The following is a 16,129-nucleotide window of genomic DNA, read 5'->3' as shown; positions in this document are numbered from 1 at the left end:
CCAAGCTGCTGGATCGATTGCGTCAGCAGATTCGAGTCAGAAACTATTCCATCCGTATCGAAGCTGTCTATGCCGAGTGGGCAAAATGCAATCTCCGCTTTCAGTGCTATCGGCAGACGGCTGAGTTGGGCTCGGCAAGCGCGGGGATGCACTTACCTCATCGGGGCTCCGGAGCGTGGCACACCACTTCGATATTGTGTCCGTCCGGGTCAAGGACGAACGCGCCGTAGTAATTAGGGTGGTAATGCTGGCGAATGCCTGGAGCGCCATTGTCGCGGCCACCTGCCGACAGCGCCGCAGCATAAAAGGCATCGACTTGCGCGCGAGTGCTGGCGCGAAAGGCGACGTGAACGGCTGGGGTGTTAGGTGTGCCGGAGCTGATCCAGAACTCTGGTTTGGGTGGTTCGCCAAAGCCTGCGAAGTCTTTGCTACCGGAAAGCGAGACGGGTATTTCAGTCAGCAGTTGAAAACCCATTGGTGCCAGCGCGCGCGTATAGAACGCCTTGCTCTGCTCGATGTCGCTAACGGTCAAGCCAATGTGGTCGAGCATGGCGCCTCCTGCGCTTCTCTTTCGTTAAGTGAGCGCTCACGACTTGCCCAGCAAACGCGCAGCGTCGAAGCCCATGCGCAGGTTGCCCCAGTGGCGGCCTTCGAAGAAGAAGGGCACGTCGATCTCGGTCATGATTTCGCCGGTGTCGCGTAGGTAGGTCTGCAGCAGAAAGCGCTGGGTGTTGCCGGCTGCCCGCAGGCCCACCGGGTCGGAGAATATGCGCTTGTTGCGGCACACCGGCAGATCGACTTCGCGCTTGCCGGTCGGCGCCTTCGAGACCCAGCTGTTGTTCACCGGGCAATAGCCTTTGCTGTCGACGATGAAGGTGACGATGCCGCCGTTGGTGCCCTTGGTCAGGGCGTCGATCTCTTGCTGACAGATCTGCGCGAAGCGTTCGGTGTAAGCCGTCATGTACTGCTTGGGGTCGGTGTTGGGGACGGCTTTGTAGTTCTGGTCGAACAGGTTCACGCCTTCGCGTTGCAGCGCTGCCAGGCGCGTTTGCAGAGCGTCGCGGCAGCGTGTGGCTCGGGTGATGGCGGCATCGAGTTCGCCTTCGCCGAGGATGAAGCGGCCGAGCAGGGTCTGCACGCGTTCGGCCACGGTGGACAGGTCGCGGGTGGCGATGGCCGAGCTTTGCATGCGCTGGTCGATGGCCTGGCTGTCGGCATGGATCTGGGTGACGCGGTGGTTGATCCCGGTGTTGGCGTCGGCGACCTGGAGGATGTGCTCGGCGATCTCGGCCAGCTTGCCGTTGGTGGATTCGAAGTCGCCGATCATGCTCTCGAAATGCTGGGTGGCGCGCTCGACCACCACCTGCGTCTCGCGGGCGCTCTGGCTGATCTTGGCGGTTTGCTCGTGGGTCGAGCTGACTTCCTTGAGCATGGCGTCGATGTTCTGCGAGATGTCGCCGGTGGCCTGGCTGACGCTTTGCGCCAGGGTGCGCACTTCATCGGCGACCACGGCGAAGCCGCGCCCGCTCTCACCGGCGCGGGCTGCTTCGATGGCGGCGTTGAGCGCCAGCAGGTTGGTCTGTGAGGAAATCTGCTGGATCAGGCCGACCACCGACTTGATGTTCGAGGAGCGCTCGTTCAGCGCGGCGACCAGGGTGCTGAATTCATCGAGCCTGCTGGAGATGTCGCTGATGTTGCCGGTGACTTCCAGCAGTTCGGCGTAGGAATCCTGCGCCATGCTCAGGTTGTGCGCGGTGCTGGTGGAGATCGCCTGGGTTTGCTGCGACACCTCGTCGATGCGGCCGACGGCGACGTTGCTCTCGCTCATCACTTCATTGGCGAAGCGCGCCTGATGGGTGGCGCTGTCGCTGGAGTCGCTGATGTTCTTCAGCGAGCGGGCGGATTCCACGGCGATCTGTACGGTCAGGGCCTGTACGTTGCTGATGATCTCGCGCTGCTTGGCCAGGAAGCGGTTGCAGGTGCTGGCCAGGGTGCGGATTTCGTCGTGGGTCAGCAGCGGCAGGTCGCGCGACAGGTCGCCTTCGCCGTTGGCGATTTCTTCCAGGGCGCGGGTCATGTTGTTGACCGGGCGTACGATCAGGTGGCGAAAGTACCAGACCATGAAGCTGATCATGGTCAGGGTGAACAGCGCGCTGAGCGCCAGGGCGGTGCCGAGGGTGTCGAGCTTGCCTTCGACCTGTTTGAGCAGCACAGGGTTGAGTTGGCTGCCGTGCAGCAATTGCACGATGTCGGCACGCAGGCTGATGGCCACCCAGAACAGCAGGCCGCTGACCAGTACCAGCAGGAAAAGGCTGGACAGCTTCTTGGTCAGGGTATCGAAGAAGTGTCTCTCGATAGCGTCGTACAGCGCCTTTATCGACTGCATGCAGCAGCTCCTGGAGGAAAAAGCTTAGGTTGTCACTGCTTCGACTGGTGGTGCAGAACCTTTAGTGAAAGTGTCTTTCCACTAACACTGTCCGGTCGTCCTCAGTATGGTCTGCTGTGCTGTCGGCATGAAAGAAATGACCTTCGCGGCGCATCTCACCGGCAGGGCATTTCTTGGGGTAAAAGGCCTCGAAACTGTCCCTTCGCTGAACTCATATTCCATTTACAGCCTGTTGCAATTGGCTGACTGAACTCTTCGATTTTGTCAGAGTCATGCCCTCGTCCGGGCCTGTGCTTTGCCGTGCGCCCGGCGTTCTTGCGGGCTGCGTTTGTGCGGTGGTTTCGCTGAGCGCAGTGCCCTTCGCGACGGTGAGAGGCCATGATCGAGATAAGAAACCTGACCAAGCGTTTTGCGCAGTATACGGCAGTCGATGATCTGTCGTTCAGTGTCCAGCCAGGGGAAGTGCTGGGCTTTCTCGGCCCCAACGGTGCCGGTAAATCCACCACCATGAAGATGCTCACGGGGTTTCTCGCGCCGACCTCCGGCACGGCGAGCATTCTCGGTTGCGATATTCAGACGCAAACCCTCAAGGCTCAGCGTCAGATCGGTTATCTGCCGGAAGGTGCGCCGTGCTATGGCGACATGACGGTGCGCGGGTTCCTCGAGTTCATCGCTGAGGTGCGCGGTTTTCGCGGCGCCGAGAAAACCTTGCGGGTGCAGAGCGCAGTCGAGCAGGTGGAGCTGGAAACGGTGCTGGAGCAGAGCATCGAGACGCTGTCCAAGGGCTTCAAGCGCCGTGTCGGCCTGGCCCAGGCGATCCTGCATGACCCGCGTGTGCTGATTCTCGACGAGCCTACCGATGGCCTCGACCCCAACCAGAAGCATCAGGTACGCCAGCTTATCCAGGGCCTGGCCCGCGACAAGATCGTGATCATTTCCACCCATATCCTCGAAGAGGTCACGGCGCTGTGTACCCGTGCGGTGATCATCGCCCAGGGCCGCTTGCTGGCCGATGGCACGCCGCTGGAGCTGGAAAGCCGCTCGCGCTACCACCAGGCGGTGACGCTGCTGGCCGATGAGGCGCTGGATCAGGCTGCCTTGGCGGCGCTGCCGGGCGTCGCCGCTGTCGAGGAGAACGCCCGTGAGCACAGCCTGAGTGTGCTGGCGCAGCCGGGTGCGGTGATCTTCCCGCAGGTCAATGCGCTGATCGCCGAGCGCGGCTGGAAGGTGCGTGAACTCAATGTGGAGCGCGGTCGCCTCGATGAGGTGTTCCGCACGCTGACCCGGGGAGAGCAGTGATGACCCAGTTGCCCGTGATCTTCAAACGCGAGCTGGCGAGCTATTTCGCCACGCCGTTGGCTTATGTGTTCATCGTCATCTTTCTGGTGCTGTCCGGGGTGTTCACCTTCTACCTGGGCGGCTTCTTCGAGGGTGGCCAGGCGAACCTGTCGGCCTTCTTCAACTTCCATCCCTGGCTGTACCTGTTCCTGGTGCCGGCCATCGCCATGCGCCTGTGGGCGGAGGAGCGCAAGTCCGGCTCCATCGAGCTGCTGATGACTTTGCCGATCACTCGCTTCGAGGCGGTCACCGGCAAGTTCCTGGCGGCTTGGGTGTTCGCCGGCATCGCGCTGCTGCTGACCTTTCCGATGATCATCACCGTCAATTACCTGGGCGAGCCGGACAACGGCGCCATCGTCACCGGCTATATCGGTAGCTGGCTGCTGGCTGGTGCCTACCTGGCCATCGGCTCGTGCATGTCGGCGCTGAGCAAGAACCAGGTGATCGCCTTCATCCTCGCGGTCAGTGCCTGCTTCCTGTTCATCGTCAGCGGCTTTCCCATGGTGCTCGACGCCTTCGCCTGGGCTCCGCAGTGGCTGGTGGATGCCATCGCCTCGCTGAGCTTCCTGGTGCGCTTCGATGCCATCAGCAAGGGCGTGATCGACGCGCGCGACCTGCTGTATTTCCTCTCGCTGATCGCTGCCTGGCTGACCGCCACCGCCGTGGTCATCGACCTGAAGAAAGCTGACTGAGGCCCGCCACCATGAAAAAGCTGATCTATTCCGGCGCCGGGCTGCTGCTGATCGCGGTCGCCTTCATCGCCTTCAACCTGCTGGCCGGTATCGGTCTGGGCGGTGCGCGCCTGGATCTGACCGAGCAGAAGCTCTACACCATCTCCGATGGCACCAAGCAGATCCTTTCTGAGCTGGACGAGCCGATCAACCTGTACTTCTTCTACTCGGACAAGGTGGCCAAGGACTTGCCGGCGCTGCGCACCTATGCCCAGCGCGTGGAGGAGATGCTCAAGGCCTACCAGGCGCAGGCGGGCGGCAAGATTCACCTGCACATCATCGACCCCGAGCCGTTCTCCGAGGACGAGGACAAGGCGGCGCAGTACGGCCTGCAGGCCATCCCGCTGCAGCAGGGCGGCGACTCGATCTACTTCGGCCTGGCCGGCACCAATGGTCTGGACGACACCCAGGTGATCCCGTTCTTCGCCCTGGATCAGGAGGAGCACCTCGAATACGAGCTGAGCCGCCTGGTGCAGACCCTGGCCAAACCGCAACTGCCGGTGGTTGGCGTGCTCTCCGGGCTGCCGATGACGGGCGGCTTCGACATGATGACGCAACAGCCGACGCCGCCGTGGATGGTGCTGGAGCAGGTGCGCCAGTTGTTCCAGATCGAGAACCTCAAGCCTGACGTCGATCAGATTCCTGACAAGGTTTCGGTGCTGTGGCTGGTGCACCCGAAAAACCTGCCGCAGCAGACGCTCTATGCCATCGACCAGTTCGTCCTGCGCGGCGGCAAGCTGATGGTGTTCGTCGACCCCTATGCCGAAGCCGATACGGGCGGTATGCCGGGCGAGGTGGCGGTGGACAAGTCGTCCAATCTCGAGCCGCTGTTCAAGGCCTGGGGCCTGCGCATGGTGCCGGACAAGGTGCTCGGCGACGGCTCCTATGCCATGTCGGTCAACCGTGGTCAGGGCCAGCGTCCGGTGCGCCATGCCGCCTGGCTGAACCTGCCGCGCAAGGCGCTGGATCAGAACGACATCGCCACCGCCGGGCTGGAGAACATCACCGTCGCCACGGCTGGCATCCTCGAACCTGTCGAAGGGGCGAAGACGCATTTCACCCCGCTGATCCAGAGCTCCGAATACGCCATGCCCTTCGACGTCAAGCGTTTCGCCATGCTCAGCAACCCCGAGGAGCTGATTCGCGACCTGGAGCCCACCGGCGAGCGCTACGCCATCGCCGCGCGCATCGACGGGCCGGCCAAGAGCGCCTACCCCGATGGCATCGAGGGGCACAAGGATGGTCTCAAGCAGGCCGACAACATCAATGTGATCGCCGTGGCCGACACCGATATCCTCAGCGACCGCATGTGGGTGCAGGTGCAGGACTTCTTCGGCCAGCGCATCCCGCAGCCCTGGGCTGACAACGGCAGCTTCACCATCAACGCGCTGGATAACCTGAGTGGCTCCGACGCGCTGATCAGCGTGCGTTCGCGTGGCCGCTTCAGCCGCCCGTTCACCGTGGTGGATGAGCTGCAGCGTGCCGCCGAGCAGCGCTTCCGCGACAAGGAGCAGGCCCTGCAGGCGCGCCTGAGCGAGACCGAGCAGCAATTGGCCGCGCTGCAACACAGCGATGACCCGAACAAGGCCCTGGAGTTGACGCCGGAGCAGCAGAAGACGCTGCAGCGTTTCATCCAGCAGAAGCTGGAGATCCGCAAGGAGCTGCGCGATGTGCAATACCAGCTCAACGCCAATATCGAGGCGCTGGGGCGGACGTTGAAGATCATCAATATCGCCTTGGTGCCGGCGTTGCTCACGCTGGGTGTGTTGGCGCTGTGGTTGTGGCGGCGCCGCCGTCGCGCGTGAGGTCAGCACCTCTGGGTGGGGCTGAGGGCTCCAACTGTGGGAGGGGCTTCAGCCGCGACCGTTGTATCACCTGTGGGAGGCGCTTGAGCGGCGACAGTCGCGGCTAAAGCCCCTCCCACGAACCGAGCGTGGATGTCGCTTTTAACATCCACCGCAACGGTGGATCGGTGAAGCGTGATCCACCCTACGCCGCTACTGAATCATCAACAGTGAGACGAGTATGGGACGCAAAGGTCTGATCGCATTGATCGTCATTGTGCTGCTCTGCGTGGCGGGCTACCTGGCCTTGCAGCGCAGCCAGCAGCAGAGCACCGCGCAGGTCGAACAGGCGCCGTGGCTGGCCGCCGAGCAGGGTTACCTGGGCAGTTTGCAGGCGCTGGAAATCGAGTCGCCCGGCCAGCCGCCGGTGCGTATCGAGCGACATGGCGAGGCCTGGGTGGTGCCGGCCAAGGCTGATTATCCGACGGCGCCACAGGCGCTGGCCGACCTGCTGCGCGGCTTGCGTGAGGCGCGCATCGTCGAGGCCAAGACCGCCAACCCGCAGTGGCACGCACGCCTGGGCCTGGCTGAGCAGGGCGAGGCTGACGAACAGGCGCAGCGCCTGACGCTGACATTCGACGGCCATCCGGATTTGCAACTGCGCCTGGGCAAGCTGTCGCAACAGGGCAGCGGGCAACTGGTACGGCGCGCCGGGGGGGATCAGGTCTGGTTGATCGACCAGGCGCTGCAACTGCCGACTGCGGAGCTGGACTGGCTGGATCGGCGCATGACCGATATTCCCTTCCTCGATATCGCCCGCCTCGAACTGCGTCACGCCGATGGCCAAACGTTGACCCTGACGCGCGCCGATGCCAAGCAGTACAACCTGGCCGTTGAGGAGTTGGGCAAGGAGCAGAAACTCAGCTTCGAGGGCGCTGCCAATGGTGTGGCCACGCTGTTCTCCAACCTGCAGTTCGCCGACGCCGCGCCGCTGGCGCAGATTGGCTTCAAGCAGGCACCGGTGCTGCGCCTGAGCCTCAGTGGCTTTACTGGGCAGAAGCTCGAAGGCGCGCTGTACAAGCAGGGCGAGGGATACTGGTTGGTGCTCGACAAGCATGAGGGTTTCAAGGAGGGTGAGGTGAATGCGCGCCCGGACTGGGCCTATCGGCTAACCCCGGAACAGGCGCAGCGGCTGATGAAAAAGTTGCGCGATCTGCTGGCCAAATCCTGAGAAAGCCTGGCAAAACACGCGAATCCGGGGGGCTTTTGCTCCAGCCAAAAAAGCGCTTTTCAGCCGCAATTCATGCTTTATACTCGGCCTTCGGCTGCAGCAAGAACGCGAATCGCTTGACCTGCTCCATGCGCGATGCCAGGGGTGGCGAAGGCTGAGAAGAACGTCTTTACCGAGCCGTCAAAGCGCCTACGGGACAATAAAAAAATCGCGAGTTTGGAGAAGTTGCTAATGGCAGAACGTGAGACCGGAACCGTCAAATGGTTCAATGATTCCAAGGGGTACGGGTTCATTCAGCGCGAAAGCGGCCCGGATGTGTTCGTTCACTATCGCGCCATCCGTGGTGACGGTCACCGCACGCTGATCGAAGGCGATAAGGTCGAGTTCGGCGTGACCCAGGGCCAGAAAGGCCTGCAGGCCGAAGACGTCTCCAAGCTCTGAGCCCCAGGCTCGATATGACAAGGCCCGTCACCGACGGGCCTTGTCGTTTCTGCAACGCGCACTCCGTAGGTCGGGTGCAACCCGCCAGAAAGCTCACGGCCTCATGGTTGTCGCTCGTGCGCAATCCGGGAAGTCCTGCGCCGGTTCCCGGATTGCATCCGGGCTATGCCCCTGCATACGCCGTAGGGCGGGTGCAACCCGCCAAGAAAACCCGTGCTCTAACAGCCCTGGACGCAACCCCGCGTAGGAGGATTCGCGGCGGGGCGCCGCTCCTACAGGTTTGGCGCTGGCGCGAAGCGGCTGCTTTTATTCGGTGCGCCAGACGATTTCGCTTTCACCGTCGGCATCGATCTTGATCCAGCGGTCGGCTTCTTCATCGCTCTCGTCTTCGACCCAGGTGCCGGGTGCGCAGCGAATCTGCACGCCGAGTGCGGCATGGGCGGCGCGGGCGCAGGCCAGGTCGTCGGCCCAGGGCGTGGCGTCGCTTTCCAGGTACAGGCTGTGCCATTTGCCCACGGCTTTCGGCAGCCAGGTCACTGGCACGTCGCCAGCGGTGCACTTGAAGGTCTGGCCTTTCTGCTGCCAGGCGCTGCACGGGCCGAGTGCCTCACCCAGCCACTGCGCCACGGCGTCGCGTTCTGCGTCTTTCAGGTAGATCTCGATGTCGGGTTGGCGCATTAGGTTCATTCCTGAGTGTTGACGATCCAATCGTAGCGGATCGAAACGGTGACATCGAAGGGCGCGGCAATCACCGCCTCGCGGCGTTCGGCACTGGCGCGCCAGCCGTGTGGGGTCATGGCCAGCAGGTCGGCGCGAGCCTGGGCGTCGGCCAGGTGCAGAGTGAACTCCAGGGTTTCACTGTGCGCCAGGTGCATGCCCGGCGGGATCAGCGCCAGGTGCTTCTCATCGTCATAGTCGCGTACTTCGTCGTACAGCTTCTGCCGCAGCTCCATCAGGTGCACGCGGGTCGGGCCCATGCGCAGCAGGCCGCCGCCGGGGGCGAGCAAACGCTGCGCTTCACTCCAATCCAGCGGGCTGAACACGCTGGCCAGCAGGTTGCAACTGGCATCGGCCAAGGGCACGCGGGCCATGCTTGCCACCAGCCAGCTCAGCTGTGGCGCGCGTTTGCAGGCGCGCTTGACCGCCTCGCGGGAGATGTCCAGAGCGTAGCCATCGGCGTGGGGCAGGGCGCGTGCGATCTGCTCGGTGTAATACCCCTCACCGCAGCCGATATCCAGCCAGCGTGCCGGCGTGCGTTCGGCGGCGAGTTCCGCCAGGCGTTTGGCCAGCGTGGCGTAATGGCCGCCGTCGAGAAAGCGCCGCCGTGCCTCGACCATGGCGGCGTTGTCGCCAGGGTCGCGGCTGTTCTTGTGCTGCACCGGCAGCAGGTTGTAGTAACCCTGCCGGGCGCGGTCGAAGCTGTGGCGGTTTGCGCAGGCCAGGCCGCTGGCGCTCGGCTCCAGCGGCGTCTGGCAGATGGGGCAGATCAGACTCATGCCAGCAACTTCACCATGGTCTGGTAATAAACCTCGGTGAGCAGGTTCAGATCGCTGGCCAGCACGCGTTCGTTAATCTGGTGAATGGTGGCGTTGACCGGGCCAAGCTCGACCACCTGGGTGCCTAGCGTGGCGATAAAGCGGCCGTCCGAGGTGCCGCCACTGGTCGACGGCGTGGTGTCGCGACCGGTGACGTGCTTGATGCTGGCGGCCACGGCGTCGAGCAGGTCGCCCGGCTGGGTTAGGAACGGCAGGCCGGACAGCGCCCACTCCAGGTGATAGTCCAGGCCATGTTTGTCGAGAATGGCGGTGACGCGCTGCTGCAGGCCCTCGACGGTGGATTCGGTGGAGAAGCGGAAGTTGAACACCGCCTTCAGCTCGCCGGGGATGACGTTGGTCGCGCCAGTGCCAGAGTTGAGATTGGACACCTGAAAGCTGGTCGGCGGGAAGTAGTCGTTGCCGTGATCCCAGTGCTCGGCGGCCAGCTCGGCCAGTGCCGGGGCGACCAGGTGAATCGGGTTCTTGGCCAGGTGCGGGTAGGCCACGTGGCCCTGCTTGCCATACACCGTGAGGGTGCAGCCGAGCGAGCCACGACGGCCGTTCTTGACCACATCACCGAGCAGGGTGGTGCTCGACGGCTCGCCGACGATGCACCAGTCCAGGCGCTCGTTGCGCTCGCGCAGGCGTTCGACCACGGCCTTGGTGCCGTGCTGCGCCGGGCCTTCTTCGTCGCTGGTGATGAGGAAGCTGATGGCGCCCTTGTGCTGCGGGTATTCGGCGACGAAGCGCTCGACGGCGATGATCATGCTCGCCAGGCTGCCCTTCATGTCCGCTGCGCCACGGCCGCAGAGCATGCCGTCTTCATCCACGCGCACATCGAACGGCTGGTACTGCCAGGCGTCGAGCGGGCCGGTGGGTACCACGTCGGTATGGCCGGCGAAGCATAGCACCGGGCCTTCGCCACCACGTTTGGCCCAGAAATTCTCCACCTCTTCGATGCGCATGCGCTCCACCTCGAAGCCGCAGGCGGCCAGACGGCGCATCATCAGTTCCTGGCAGCCTTCGTCGACCGGGGTCACGGACGGGCGGCGGATCAGGTCGAAGGCGAGTTCCAGGGTCGGGGTCAGGGGGGCGGTCATGGCGGCTCCGGTACAGCGGCTGGCGTGAAAGCCGGCCATCTTAGCAGGCCCGCGCAGAAACTACCCAGCCACCGGCTGTCTGCCGGGCTTGGGTGGGGGCGGTGCTGTCCCTATAATGCGCGCCTTCCTGCAGGGGGTGAGATGAACACAGACGATCAGCGTTTCGGCGGCATTGCCCGGCTATACGGCCAGGAGGGCTATCAGCGCCTGGCGGCCGCGCATGTGGCGGTGGTCGGTATTGGCGGCGTCGGCTCCTGGGTGGCCGAGGCGCTGGCGCGTTCCGGCGTCGGCGAGATTTCCCTGTTCGACCTCGATGACGTCTGCATCACCAACACCAACCGGCAGATCCAGGCGCTCGACGGCGCGGTGGGCAAGGCCAAGGTGGACGTGATGGCCGAACGTATCCGCGCCATCAATCCGAACTGCGTGGTACATGCGGTGGCCGATTTCGTCACCCGCGAGACCATGGCCGAGTACATCACCGAACAGCTCGACGGGGTGATCGACTGCATCGACAGCGTGCCGGCCAAGGCGGCGCTGATCGCCTGGTGCAAAAGGCGCAAGATCCAGATCGTCACCACCGGCGGTGCGGGCGGACAGATCGACCCGACCCAGGTGCAGGTCGCCGACCTGAACAAGACCTTCAATGATCCGCTGGCGGCCAAGGTGCGCTCCTTGCTGCGCCGCGACTATGGTTTTTCCCGCACGCCGGGGCGCAACTACAGCGTGCCCTGCGTGTTCTCCACCGAGCAATTGCGTTACCCCAAGCCCGACGGCAGCGTGTGCCAGGCCAAGGGCTTCGTCGGCGAGGGGGTACGCCTCGATTGTGCCGGTGGTTTCGGTGCGGTGATGATGGTCACTGCCACCTTCGCCATGGCCGCGACGGCCAAGTTGGTGGACAAGCTGGTTGCCGGGGCGCGTAGACCCTCCGAGCGCGCGGGCGTGCAGCCGCGTTGACACTTTTAGCGCAGGGACGCTCTGACCTTATCAAGTCATTGAGGTGAGTTGTGCCGTACCTGTTTTCGCGCTGGTTAAGGATGCCGGTGCTGTTGATGGCCGCGTTGCTCCTGTCGGGCATGGTGGCCGTGCGAGCCGAGCAGCCGCTGCTGCGAGTCGGTACTGGCGACTGGGTGCCTTATGTCGATCAAGGTCGGCGCGATGGCGGTGCACTGGCACGGCTGATCAGCGCGGTATTCGCCGAGGCTGGTTATCGCGTCGAGTTCGTCTTCCATCCCTGGGATCGCAACGTGCTGATGCTGCAAAAAGGCGAGCTGCAGGCGATCATGCCCTACAACTGCAGCCCGAGTCGGCTTGGCTATGGCATCTGCAGTGACCCGCTGGTGCGCGGTGAGGTGGTGCTGTTCCATCGTCGAGACATGACGTTCGATTGGCAGTCCATCGACGACCTTGCGCCTTATCGTATCGGCACCACGCTCGGTTATTCCTATGGGCCGGCCTTCGATGAAGCCGCGCAAAAGGGACGTCTACAAATCGAGCTGAGCGGCAAGGAGGACACCAGTTTTCGCTTGCTCGAACTCGGGCGCATCGATCTGCACCCGCAGGATCGTGCCGTTGGTTATGCCGCGTTGCGGCGTCTTTTTCCGGACGACCCATTACAAACGATCACCCATCATCCGCACGAACTGAACAAGGAGCCGCTGCGCCTGCTGTTCCGCAAGGACGATGCAAGGAGCGCCAACTTGCTGCGTCAGTTCAATAGCAGCCTGCGTCGTTTTGCCGAGCGCGGTGATTTACGCCGCCTGCAGGACGCCCTCAATAGCGGCAATGCCGATGACTGGCAGCCCAGTGGCCCGGTTCAGGCCTCGCGAGACTGAGTCGATCAAGGAAGCCAGAGATGCTCAACAATGATGTACTGCGCAGTGTGCGTTACCTGCTGAATGTCAGCGACGCCAAACTGGAGTCGTTCTGCCAGCTTGCCGACTATCCTGTCGAGCCGGGGCTGATATCCGCCTGCCTGCTGCGCGAGGACGAGCCCGGTTACCGCTCCTGCAGCGATGTGCTGCTCGCTCATGTGCTCGAAGGGCTGGTGTTCCACAAGCGCGGCAAGGACGACAGTCGACCGCGTCTGCCGGTGGAAAAGCGCCTGAGCAACAACCTTATCCTGAAGAAGTTGCGCGTGGCCTTCGAGCTGCGTGATGACGACATCCAGGCAATCCTGCAGGCAGTCGATCTGCCTATGACCAAGGCCGAGCTGGGTGCTCTGTTCCGTGCGCCGGGGCACAAGCACTATCGCGAGTGCGGTGACCAGATTCTGCGCAACTTCCTGCGTGGGTTGACGTTGCGCGAGCGGGGCGCTGCAGCTTAACGCGCCAACTCGCGCATGCGTTGCAGCACGGCATTGAGCCCGTTGCTGCGTGAGGGGGAGAGCTGGCGCTGCAGGCCGAGCTGGTTGAACCAGTCGGCCAGGTCGAGCGTCGTCAGTTCGGCATCGCTCAAGCCCTCGACGCGTACCAGCAGCACCGCCAGCAAACCGCGCAGCAGGCGGGCATCGCTGCTGGCGCGAAAATGCGGGCGCTCGCCATGGCGCTCGGCAACCAGCCAGACCAGGCTTTCGCAACCGTGCACGCGATTATCCTCGATCCGCTCGGCGTCGCTGAGTGGCTCCAGGCGCTCGCCCCATTGCATCAGCAGGCGCGCGCGCTGCTCCCAGCCAGGGCAGGCGGCGAAGGCTTCCAGTGCTTCTTGAGCGGCGACTGACAGGCTCATGGCAAGAGGCTCCCATCGCGCGTAGGAGCGGCTTCAGCCGCGAAGATCCATACGCGCTCTTTCGTGGCTGAAGCGGAATGCCGCCCAGCCGCTCCTGTGGAGAGCTGTTGCTGGCGGTTCATCGCAGCAGTTCCAGGGCATTGTCCAGGGCGGCGAAGAAGCGCTGCAGGTCGGCGCCATCGTTGTACAGCCCGAGCGAGACGCGAGTCGCGCCGGCCAGGCCAAGGCGTTTTATCAACGGCATGGCGCAGTGATGCCCGGTGCGCACGGCGATACCCTGCTCGCTGAGCAGGTGGGCCAGGTCGGCGTTATGCACGCCTTCGACATGAAAACAGGCCAGCGCCAACTGCGGCTCACCGAGCACCTGCACGCCTGGGCGGGCTTGCAGGCCGGCCAGCAACGCGGCGTGCAGCGCGGCTTCATGCGCGGCGGCGGTCTGATCCAGCCTGCTCAACCAATCCAGCGCGGCGCCCAGGCCGATCACCGCGGATACCGCCGGGGTGCCCGCCTCGAAGCCCAGCGGGGCAGCGCGAAAGCGTGCGTCCTGATAGTCGGCATCGAGCACCATCTCACCGCCGAACTGCCAATGCTGCAGCTTCGCCAGCGCTTCGCTGCGGCCATAGAGCAGGCCCACACCGTCCGGGCCGTAGAGCTTGTGCGCCGAGCAAACGTAGAAGTCGCAGCCCAGTGCCTGCACATCCGGTCTGGCGTGCACGGCGCCTTGCGCACCATCGATGACGGTCAGCGCGCCTTGCGTCTTGGCCAGCGCCAACAAGGCGTCCACAGGCTGCCAGCGACCCAGCACGTTGGACAGCTGGGTGATGGCCAGCAGGCAGGTGGCCGGGCCGATCAGCCGGGCGGCCTCGTTGAGGTCGATGCTGCCGGCCTGATCCAGCGGCAGGATCACCAGCTCCAGGCCACGCCGCTTGGCCAACTGTTGCCAGGGCAGCAGGTTGGCGTGGTGCTCGGCGGCACTGACCACGATCTGCGCGCCGGGTGGTAGCAGATGCTCCAGGCCATAGGCGAGCAGATTGAGCGATTCGGTGCTGCCGCGAGTGAAGATGATCTCGTCACTGCTGAGGGCGTTCAGCCATTGCGCGGCCTGGCTGCGCGTGGCTTCGAAGGCGCGAGTGGCGCGTTCACCCGGCAGATGCTGGGCGCGATGGACGTTGGCCACGCCACCGGCCAGGTAGGCGAGCAGCGCGTCCAGCACCGCCTGCGGTTTCTGCGCGGTGGCGGCGCTGTCCAGATAGGTCTGGCCGTCGGCTTCGAGGGCACGGATGCCGGGGAACTCGGCGCGCCAGGGGGAATTCAGAGCCATGAGCTTCAAGCCGCAGGCTGCAAGTTGGAGCCGCAGAGCTTGCGGTTTGTCACTTGCAGCCTGGCGTTGCCTCTTAGTTGTGGGCGTGCAGGGCTTCGTTCAGTTCGATGGCCGACTTGTGGGTCTTGCACTCCACTGCGCCAGTCAGCGAGTTGCGACGGAACAGCAGATCCGGCTGACCAGCCAGGTCGCGGGCCTTGACCACCTTGACCAGGGCGTTGCCTTCGTCGAGCAGGTTCACCTTGGTGCCGGCGGTGATGTACAGGCCGGCTTCGACGGTGTTGCGGTCGCCCAGCGGGATGCCGATACCGGCGTTGGCACCGATCAGGCAGCCTTCGCCGACGCTGATGACGATGTTGCCGCCACCGGACAGGGTGCCCATGGTCGAGCAACCGCCGCCCAGATCCGAACCCTTGCCGACGAACACGCCAGCAGAGACGCGGCCTTCGATCATGCCCGGACCTTCGGTGCCGGCGTTGAAGTTGGCGAAACCTTCGTGCATCACGGTGGTGCCTTCACCGATGTAGGCACCCAGGCGCACGCGGGCGCTGTCGGCGATACGTACGCCAGCCGGCACCACGTAGTCGGTCATTTTCGGGAACTTGTCCACCGAGAACACTTCCAGCAGCTCGCCCTTCAGGCGTGCTTCCAGTTGGCGTTCGGCTAGTTCGGCGAGGTCGATCGCGCCCTGGCTGGTCCAGGCCACGTTGGGTAGCAGCGGGAAGATGCCGGCCAGGTTCAGGCCATGCGGCTTGACCAGGCGGTGCGACAGCAGGTGCAGCTTGAGGTAGGCCTCTGGGGTGCTGGTCAGTGCCGCGTCTTCAGCCAGGAAGGTGGCCACCAGCGGGTTGCTGCTTTCGGCCAGGCGGGTCATCAGCGCAGCCTGCGCGGCGTCGATGCCCTTGAGCGCTTCGGCCAGGTCACGGGCCTGGGCATTGCTGAAGGCGATGGCCTGGTTGCCGCCTTGGTAGCCGAGGGTCTCGGCTGCCTTGGCCACCAGATCGGCTGCCGGATTGAGCAGGGGCAGGGCGTAGAAGACTTCCAGCCAGTTGCCTTGACGGTTCTGGGTGCCGACGCCGAAGGCGATGCTGAAGAGAGAGGTGCTCATCGATGGAATTCCTTGCAACAAATTCGGGAGTGATTGATCAGGCCAATGCCGCTTGATAGTGATCCGCCTTGAAGCCGACCAGGGTCTTGTCGCCCAGGTCGAGCACCGGGCGCTTGATCATCGAAGGCTGGGCCAGCATCAGGTCGATGGCCTTGGCCTGGTCGAGATCGGCTTTCTGCGCGTCATCCAGCTTGCGGAAGGTGGTGCCGGCACGGTTGAGGACGGTTTGCCAGCCATGCTCGTTGCACCATTTCTCCAGGTTCGCACGGTCGATTCCGGCGCTCTTGTAGTCGTGGAAGGCATAGGCGACACCGTGCTCGTCGAGCCAGGTGCGGGCCTTCTTCATGGTGTCACAGGCCTTGATGCCATACAGGACGTAACTCATGGTCTTCCTCTGATGAGTGGCGTGCCGGGATGTCCGGAAAAA

At 63.8% G+C, this 16,129-nt stretch carries 17 protein-coding genes; 8 read left to right on the top strand and 9 right to left on the bottom strand.

All coding sequences use genetic code 11. From position 1 onward, the window contains the following. Window positions 1-157 precede the first annotated feature (157 nt). On the bottom strand, window positions 158-550 hold the full coding sequence (locus tag VC352_RS04830; RefSeq protein WP_322978448.1) for a VOC family protein: 393 nt from the start codon (window positions 548-550) through the stop codon (window positions 158-160). Window positions 551-586: 36 nt separating this feature from the next. Further along, window positions 587-2,386: a methyl-accepting chemotaxis protein gene (locus VC352_RS04825; protein WP_322978447.1), complete on the bottom strand. Its 1,800-nt coding sequence runs from the start codon at window positions 2,384-2,386 to the stop codon at window positions 587-589. A 378-nt stretch (window positions 2,387-2,764) separates the two neighbouring features. On the opposite strand from VC352_RS04825, the gene VC352_RS04820 reads away from it, so the two are divergent. The 5 genes from VC352_RS04820 to VC352_RS04800 all read left to right on the top strand — a co-directional run bounded on the left by VC352_RS04820 (window position 2,765) and on the right by VC352_RS04800 (window position 7,911). Further along, the gene (locus tag VC352_RS04820) at window positions 2,765-3,685 is read left to right on the top strand and encodes an ABC transporter ATP-binding protein (RefSeq protein ID WP_322978446.1); all 921 of its coding nucleotides are present in this window, start codon (window positions 2,765-2,767) and stop codon (window positions 3,683-3,685) included. Next, on the top strand, window positions 3,685-4,416 hold the full coding sequence (locus tag VC352_RS04815) for an ABC transporter permease subunit (RefSeq protein ID WP_322978445.1): 732 nt from the start codon (window positions 3,685-3,687) through the stop codon (window positions 4,414-4,416). Before VC352_RS04820 ends, VC352_RS04815 begins: the two co-directional genes overlap by 1 nt. Before the next feature lie 11 nt (window positions 4,417-4,427). Continuing rightward, complete coding sequence (locus tag VC352_RS04810) at window positions 4,428-6,260, top strand: GldG family protein (RefSeq protein ID WP_322978444.1); 1,833 nt, start codon at window positions 4,428-4,430, stop codon at window positions 6,258-6,260. Between the two features lie 220 nt (window positions 6,261-6,480). Further along, window positions 6,481-7,470, top strand: coding sequence for a DUF4340 domain-containing protein (locus VC352_RS04805; RefSeq protein WP_322978443.1), 990 nt, complete (start codon window positions 6,481-6,483; stop codon window positions 7,468-7,470). Between the two features lie 231 nt (window positions 7,471-7,701). Next, a complete protein-coding gene (locus VC352_RS04800; RefSeq protein ID WP_322978442.1) occupies window positions 7,702-7,911 on the top strand; it encodes a cold-shock protein in 210 nt (69 codons plus the stop codon). 306 nt (window positions 7,912-8,217) lie between these two features. Here VC352_RS04800 and VC352_RS04795 read toward each other — a convergent pair whose 3' ends face one another. The 3 genes from VC352_RS04795 to dapE are packed head-to-tail and all read right to left on the bottom strand — an operon-like array spanning window position 8,218 to window position 10,546. Then, window positions 8,218-8,589 carry a hypothetical protein gene (locus VC352_RS04795; RefSeq protein ID WP_322978441.1) on the bottom strand — a complete coding sequence of 124 codons (372 nt, stop codon included), beginning with the start codon at window positions 8,587-8,589 and terminating at the stop codon, window positions 8,218-8,220. A gap of 5 nt (window positions 8,590-8,594) precedes the next feature. Further along, complete coding sequence (locus tag VC352_RS04790; protein WP_322978440.1) at window positions 8,595-9,407, bottom strand: putative RNA methyltransferase; 813 nt, start codon at window positions 9,405-9,407, stop codon at window positions 8,595-8,597. Then, window positions 9,404-10,546 (bottom strand): succinyl-diaminopimelate desuccinylase, encoded by a 1,143-nt coding sequence (dapE, locus tag VC352_RS04785; RefSeq protein WP_322978439.1) that lies wholly within the window; start codon window positions 10,544-10,546, stop codon window positions 9,404-9,406. Before dapE ends, VC352_RS04790 begins: the two co-directional genes overlap by 4 nt. A gap of 141 nt (window positions 10,547-10,687) precedes the next feature. On the opposite strand from dapE, the gene tcdA reads away from it, so the two are divergent. The 3 genes from tcdA (at window position 10,688) to VC352_RS04770 (ending at window position 12,872) form a co-directional block, all read left to right on the top strand. Beyond that, window positions 10,688-11,503: a tRNA cyclic N6-threonylcarbamoyladenosine(37) synthase TcdA gene (gene tcdA, locus VC352_RS04780; RefSeq protein ID WP_322978438.1), complete on the top strand. Its 816-nt coding sequence runs from the start codon at window positions 10,688-10,690 to the stop codon at window positions 11,501-11,503. A 95-nt stretch (window positions 11,504-11,598) separates the two neighbouring features. Beyond that, window positions 11,599-12,381, top strand: coding sequence for a substrate-binding periplasmic protein (locus VC352_RS04775; RefSeq protein WP_322978437.1), 783 nt, complete (start codon window positions 11,599-11,601; stop codon window positions 12,379-12,381). Between the two features lie 20 nt (window positions 12,382-12,401). Beyond that, window positions 12,402-12,872 carry a DUF1456 family protein gene (locus tag VC352_RS04770; protein ID WP_322978436.1) on the top strand — a complete coding sequence of 157 codons (471 nt, stop codon included), beginning with the start codon at window positions 12,402-12,404 and terminating at the stop codon, window positions 12,870-12,872. On the opposite strand, the gene VC352_RS04765 is transcribed toward VC352_RS04770, so the two are convergent. From VC352_RS04765 to VC352_RS04750, 4 genes are all read right to left on the bottom strand, one after another. Beyond that, window positions 12,869-13,273 carry a SufE family protein gene (locus VC352_RS04765; protein WP_322978435.1) on the bottom strand — a complete coding sequence of 135 codons (405 nt, stop codon included), beginning with the start codon at window positions 13,271-13,273 and terminating at the stop codon, window positions 12,869-12,871. The two genes, VC352_RS04770 and VC352_RS04765, sit on opposite strands and share 4 nt — an antisense overlap. A 118-nt stretch (window positions 13,274-13,391) precedes the next feature. Further along, on the bottom strand, window positions 13,392-14,594 hold the full coding sequence (locus VC352_RS04760) for a cysteine desulfurase (RefSeq protein WP_322978434.1): 1,203 nt from the start codon (window positions 14,592-14,594) through the stop codon (window positions 13,392-13,394). Window positions 14,595-14,667: 73 nt separating this feature from the next. Then, window positions 14,668-15,702: a 2,3,4,5-tetrahydropyridine-2,6-dicarboxylate N-succinyltransferase gene (gene dapD, locus VC352_RS04755; RefSeq protein ID WP_322978433.1), complete on the bottom strand. Its 1,035-nt coding sequence runs from the start codon at window positions 15,700-15,702 to the stop codon at window positions 14,668-14,670. Between the two features lie 37 nt (window positions 15,703-15,739). Further along, a complete protein-coding gene (locus tag VC352_RS04750) occupies window positions 15,740-16,087 on the bottom strand; it encodes an ArsC family reductase (RefSeq protein WP_322978432.1) in 348 nt (115 codons plus the stop codon). Window positions 16,088-16,129 lie beyond the last annotated feature (42 nt).

The sequence above is a fragment of the Pseudomonas sp. C11 genome, assembly GCF_034683865.1.
Classification (GTDB): domain Bacteria; phylum Pseudomonadota; class Gammaproteobacteria; order Pseudomonadales; family Pseudomonadaceae; genus Aquipseudomonas.
Note: the sequence above shows the minus strand (reverse complement) of the source record. Positions and strands in the feature narration are given on the sequence as shown.

What these genes read in the sequence shown, in the direction of transcription:
- VC352_RS04795 (WP_322978441.1), bottom strand. Translation starts at nt 8,589, where the DNA reads ATGCGCCAACCCGACATCGAGATCTACCTGAAAGACGCAGAACGCGAC.
- VC352_RS04805 (WP_322978443.1), top strand. Translation starts at nt 6,481, where the DNA reads ATGGGACGCAAAGGTCTGATCGCATTGATCGTCATTGTGCTGCTCTGC.
- dapD (WP_322978433.1), bottom strand. Translation starts at nt 15,702, where the DNA reads ATGAGCACCTCTCTCTTCAGCATCGCCTTCGGCGTCGGCACCCAGAAC.
- VC352_RS04810 (WP_322978444.1), top strand. Translation starts at nt 4,428, where the DNA reads ATGAAAAAGCTGATCTATTCCGGCGCCGGGCTGCTGCTGATCGCGGTC.
- VC352_RS04800 (WP_322978442.1), top strand. Translation starts at nt 7,702, where the DNA reads ATGGCAGAACGTGAGACCGGAACCGTCAAATGGTTCAATGATTCCAAG.
- VC352_RS04815 (WP_322978445.1), top strand. Translation starts at nt 3,685, where the DNA reads ATGACCCAGTTGCCCGTGATCTTCAAACGCGAGCTGGCGAGCTATTTC.
- VC352_RS04760 (WP_322978434.1), bottom strand. Translation starts at nt 14,594, where the DNA reads ATGGCTCTGAATTCCCCCTGGCGCGCCGAGTTCCCCGGCATCCGTGCC.
- dapE (WP_322978439.1), bottom strand. Translation starts at nt 10,546, where the DNA reads ATGACCGCCCCCCTGACCCCGACCCTGGAACTCGCCTTCGACCTGATC.
- tcdA (WP_322978438.1), top strand. Translation starts at nt 10,688, where the DNA reads ATGAACACAGACGATCAGCGTTTCGGCGGCATTGCCCGGCTATACGGC.
- VC352_RS04825 (WP_322978447.1), bottom strand. Translation starts at nt 2,386, where the DNA reads ATGCAGTCGATAAAGGCGCTGTACGACGCTATCGAGAGACACTTCTTC.
- VC352_RS04790 (WP_322978440.1), bottom strand. Translation starts at nt 9,407, where the DNA reads ATGAGTCTGATCTGCCCCATCTGCCAGACGCCGCTGGAGCCGAGCGCC.
- VC352_RS04830 (WP_322978448.1), bottom strand. Translation starts at nt 550, where the DNA reads ATGCTCGACCACATTGGCTTGACCGTTAGCGACATCGAGCAGAGCAAG.
- VC352_RS04820 (WP_322978446.1), top strand. Translation starts at nt 2,765, where the DNA reads ATGATCGAGATAAGAAACCTGACCAAGCGTTTTGCGCAGTATACGGCA.
- VC352_RS04750 (WP_322978432.1), bottom strand. Translation starts at nt 16,087, where the DNA reads ATGAGTTACGTCCTGTATGGCATCAAGGCCTGTGACACCATGAAGAAG.
- VC352_RS04770 (WP_322978436.1), top strand. Translation starts at nt 12,402, where the DNA reads ATGCTCAACAATGATGTACTGCGCAGTGTGCGTTACCTGCTGAATGTC.
- VC352_RS04775 (WP_322978437.1), top strand. Translation starts at nt 11,599, where the DNA reads ATGGCCGCGTTGCTCCTGTCGGGCATGGTGGCCGTGCGAGCCGAGCAG.
- VC352_RS04765 (WP_322978435.1), bottom strand. Translation starts at nt 13,273, where the DNA reads ATGAGCCTGTCAGTCGCCGCTCAAGAAGCACTGGAAGCCTTCGCCGCC.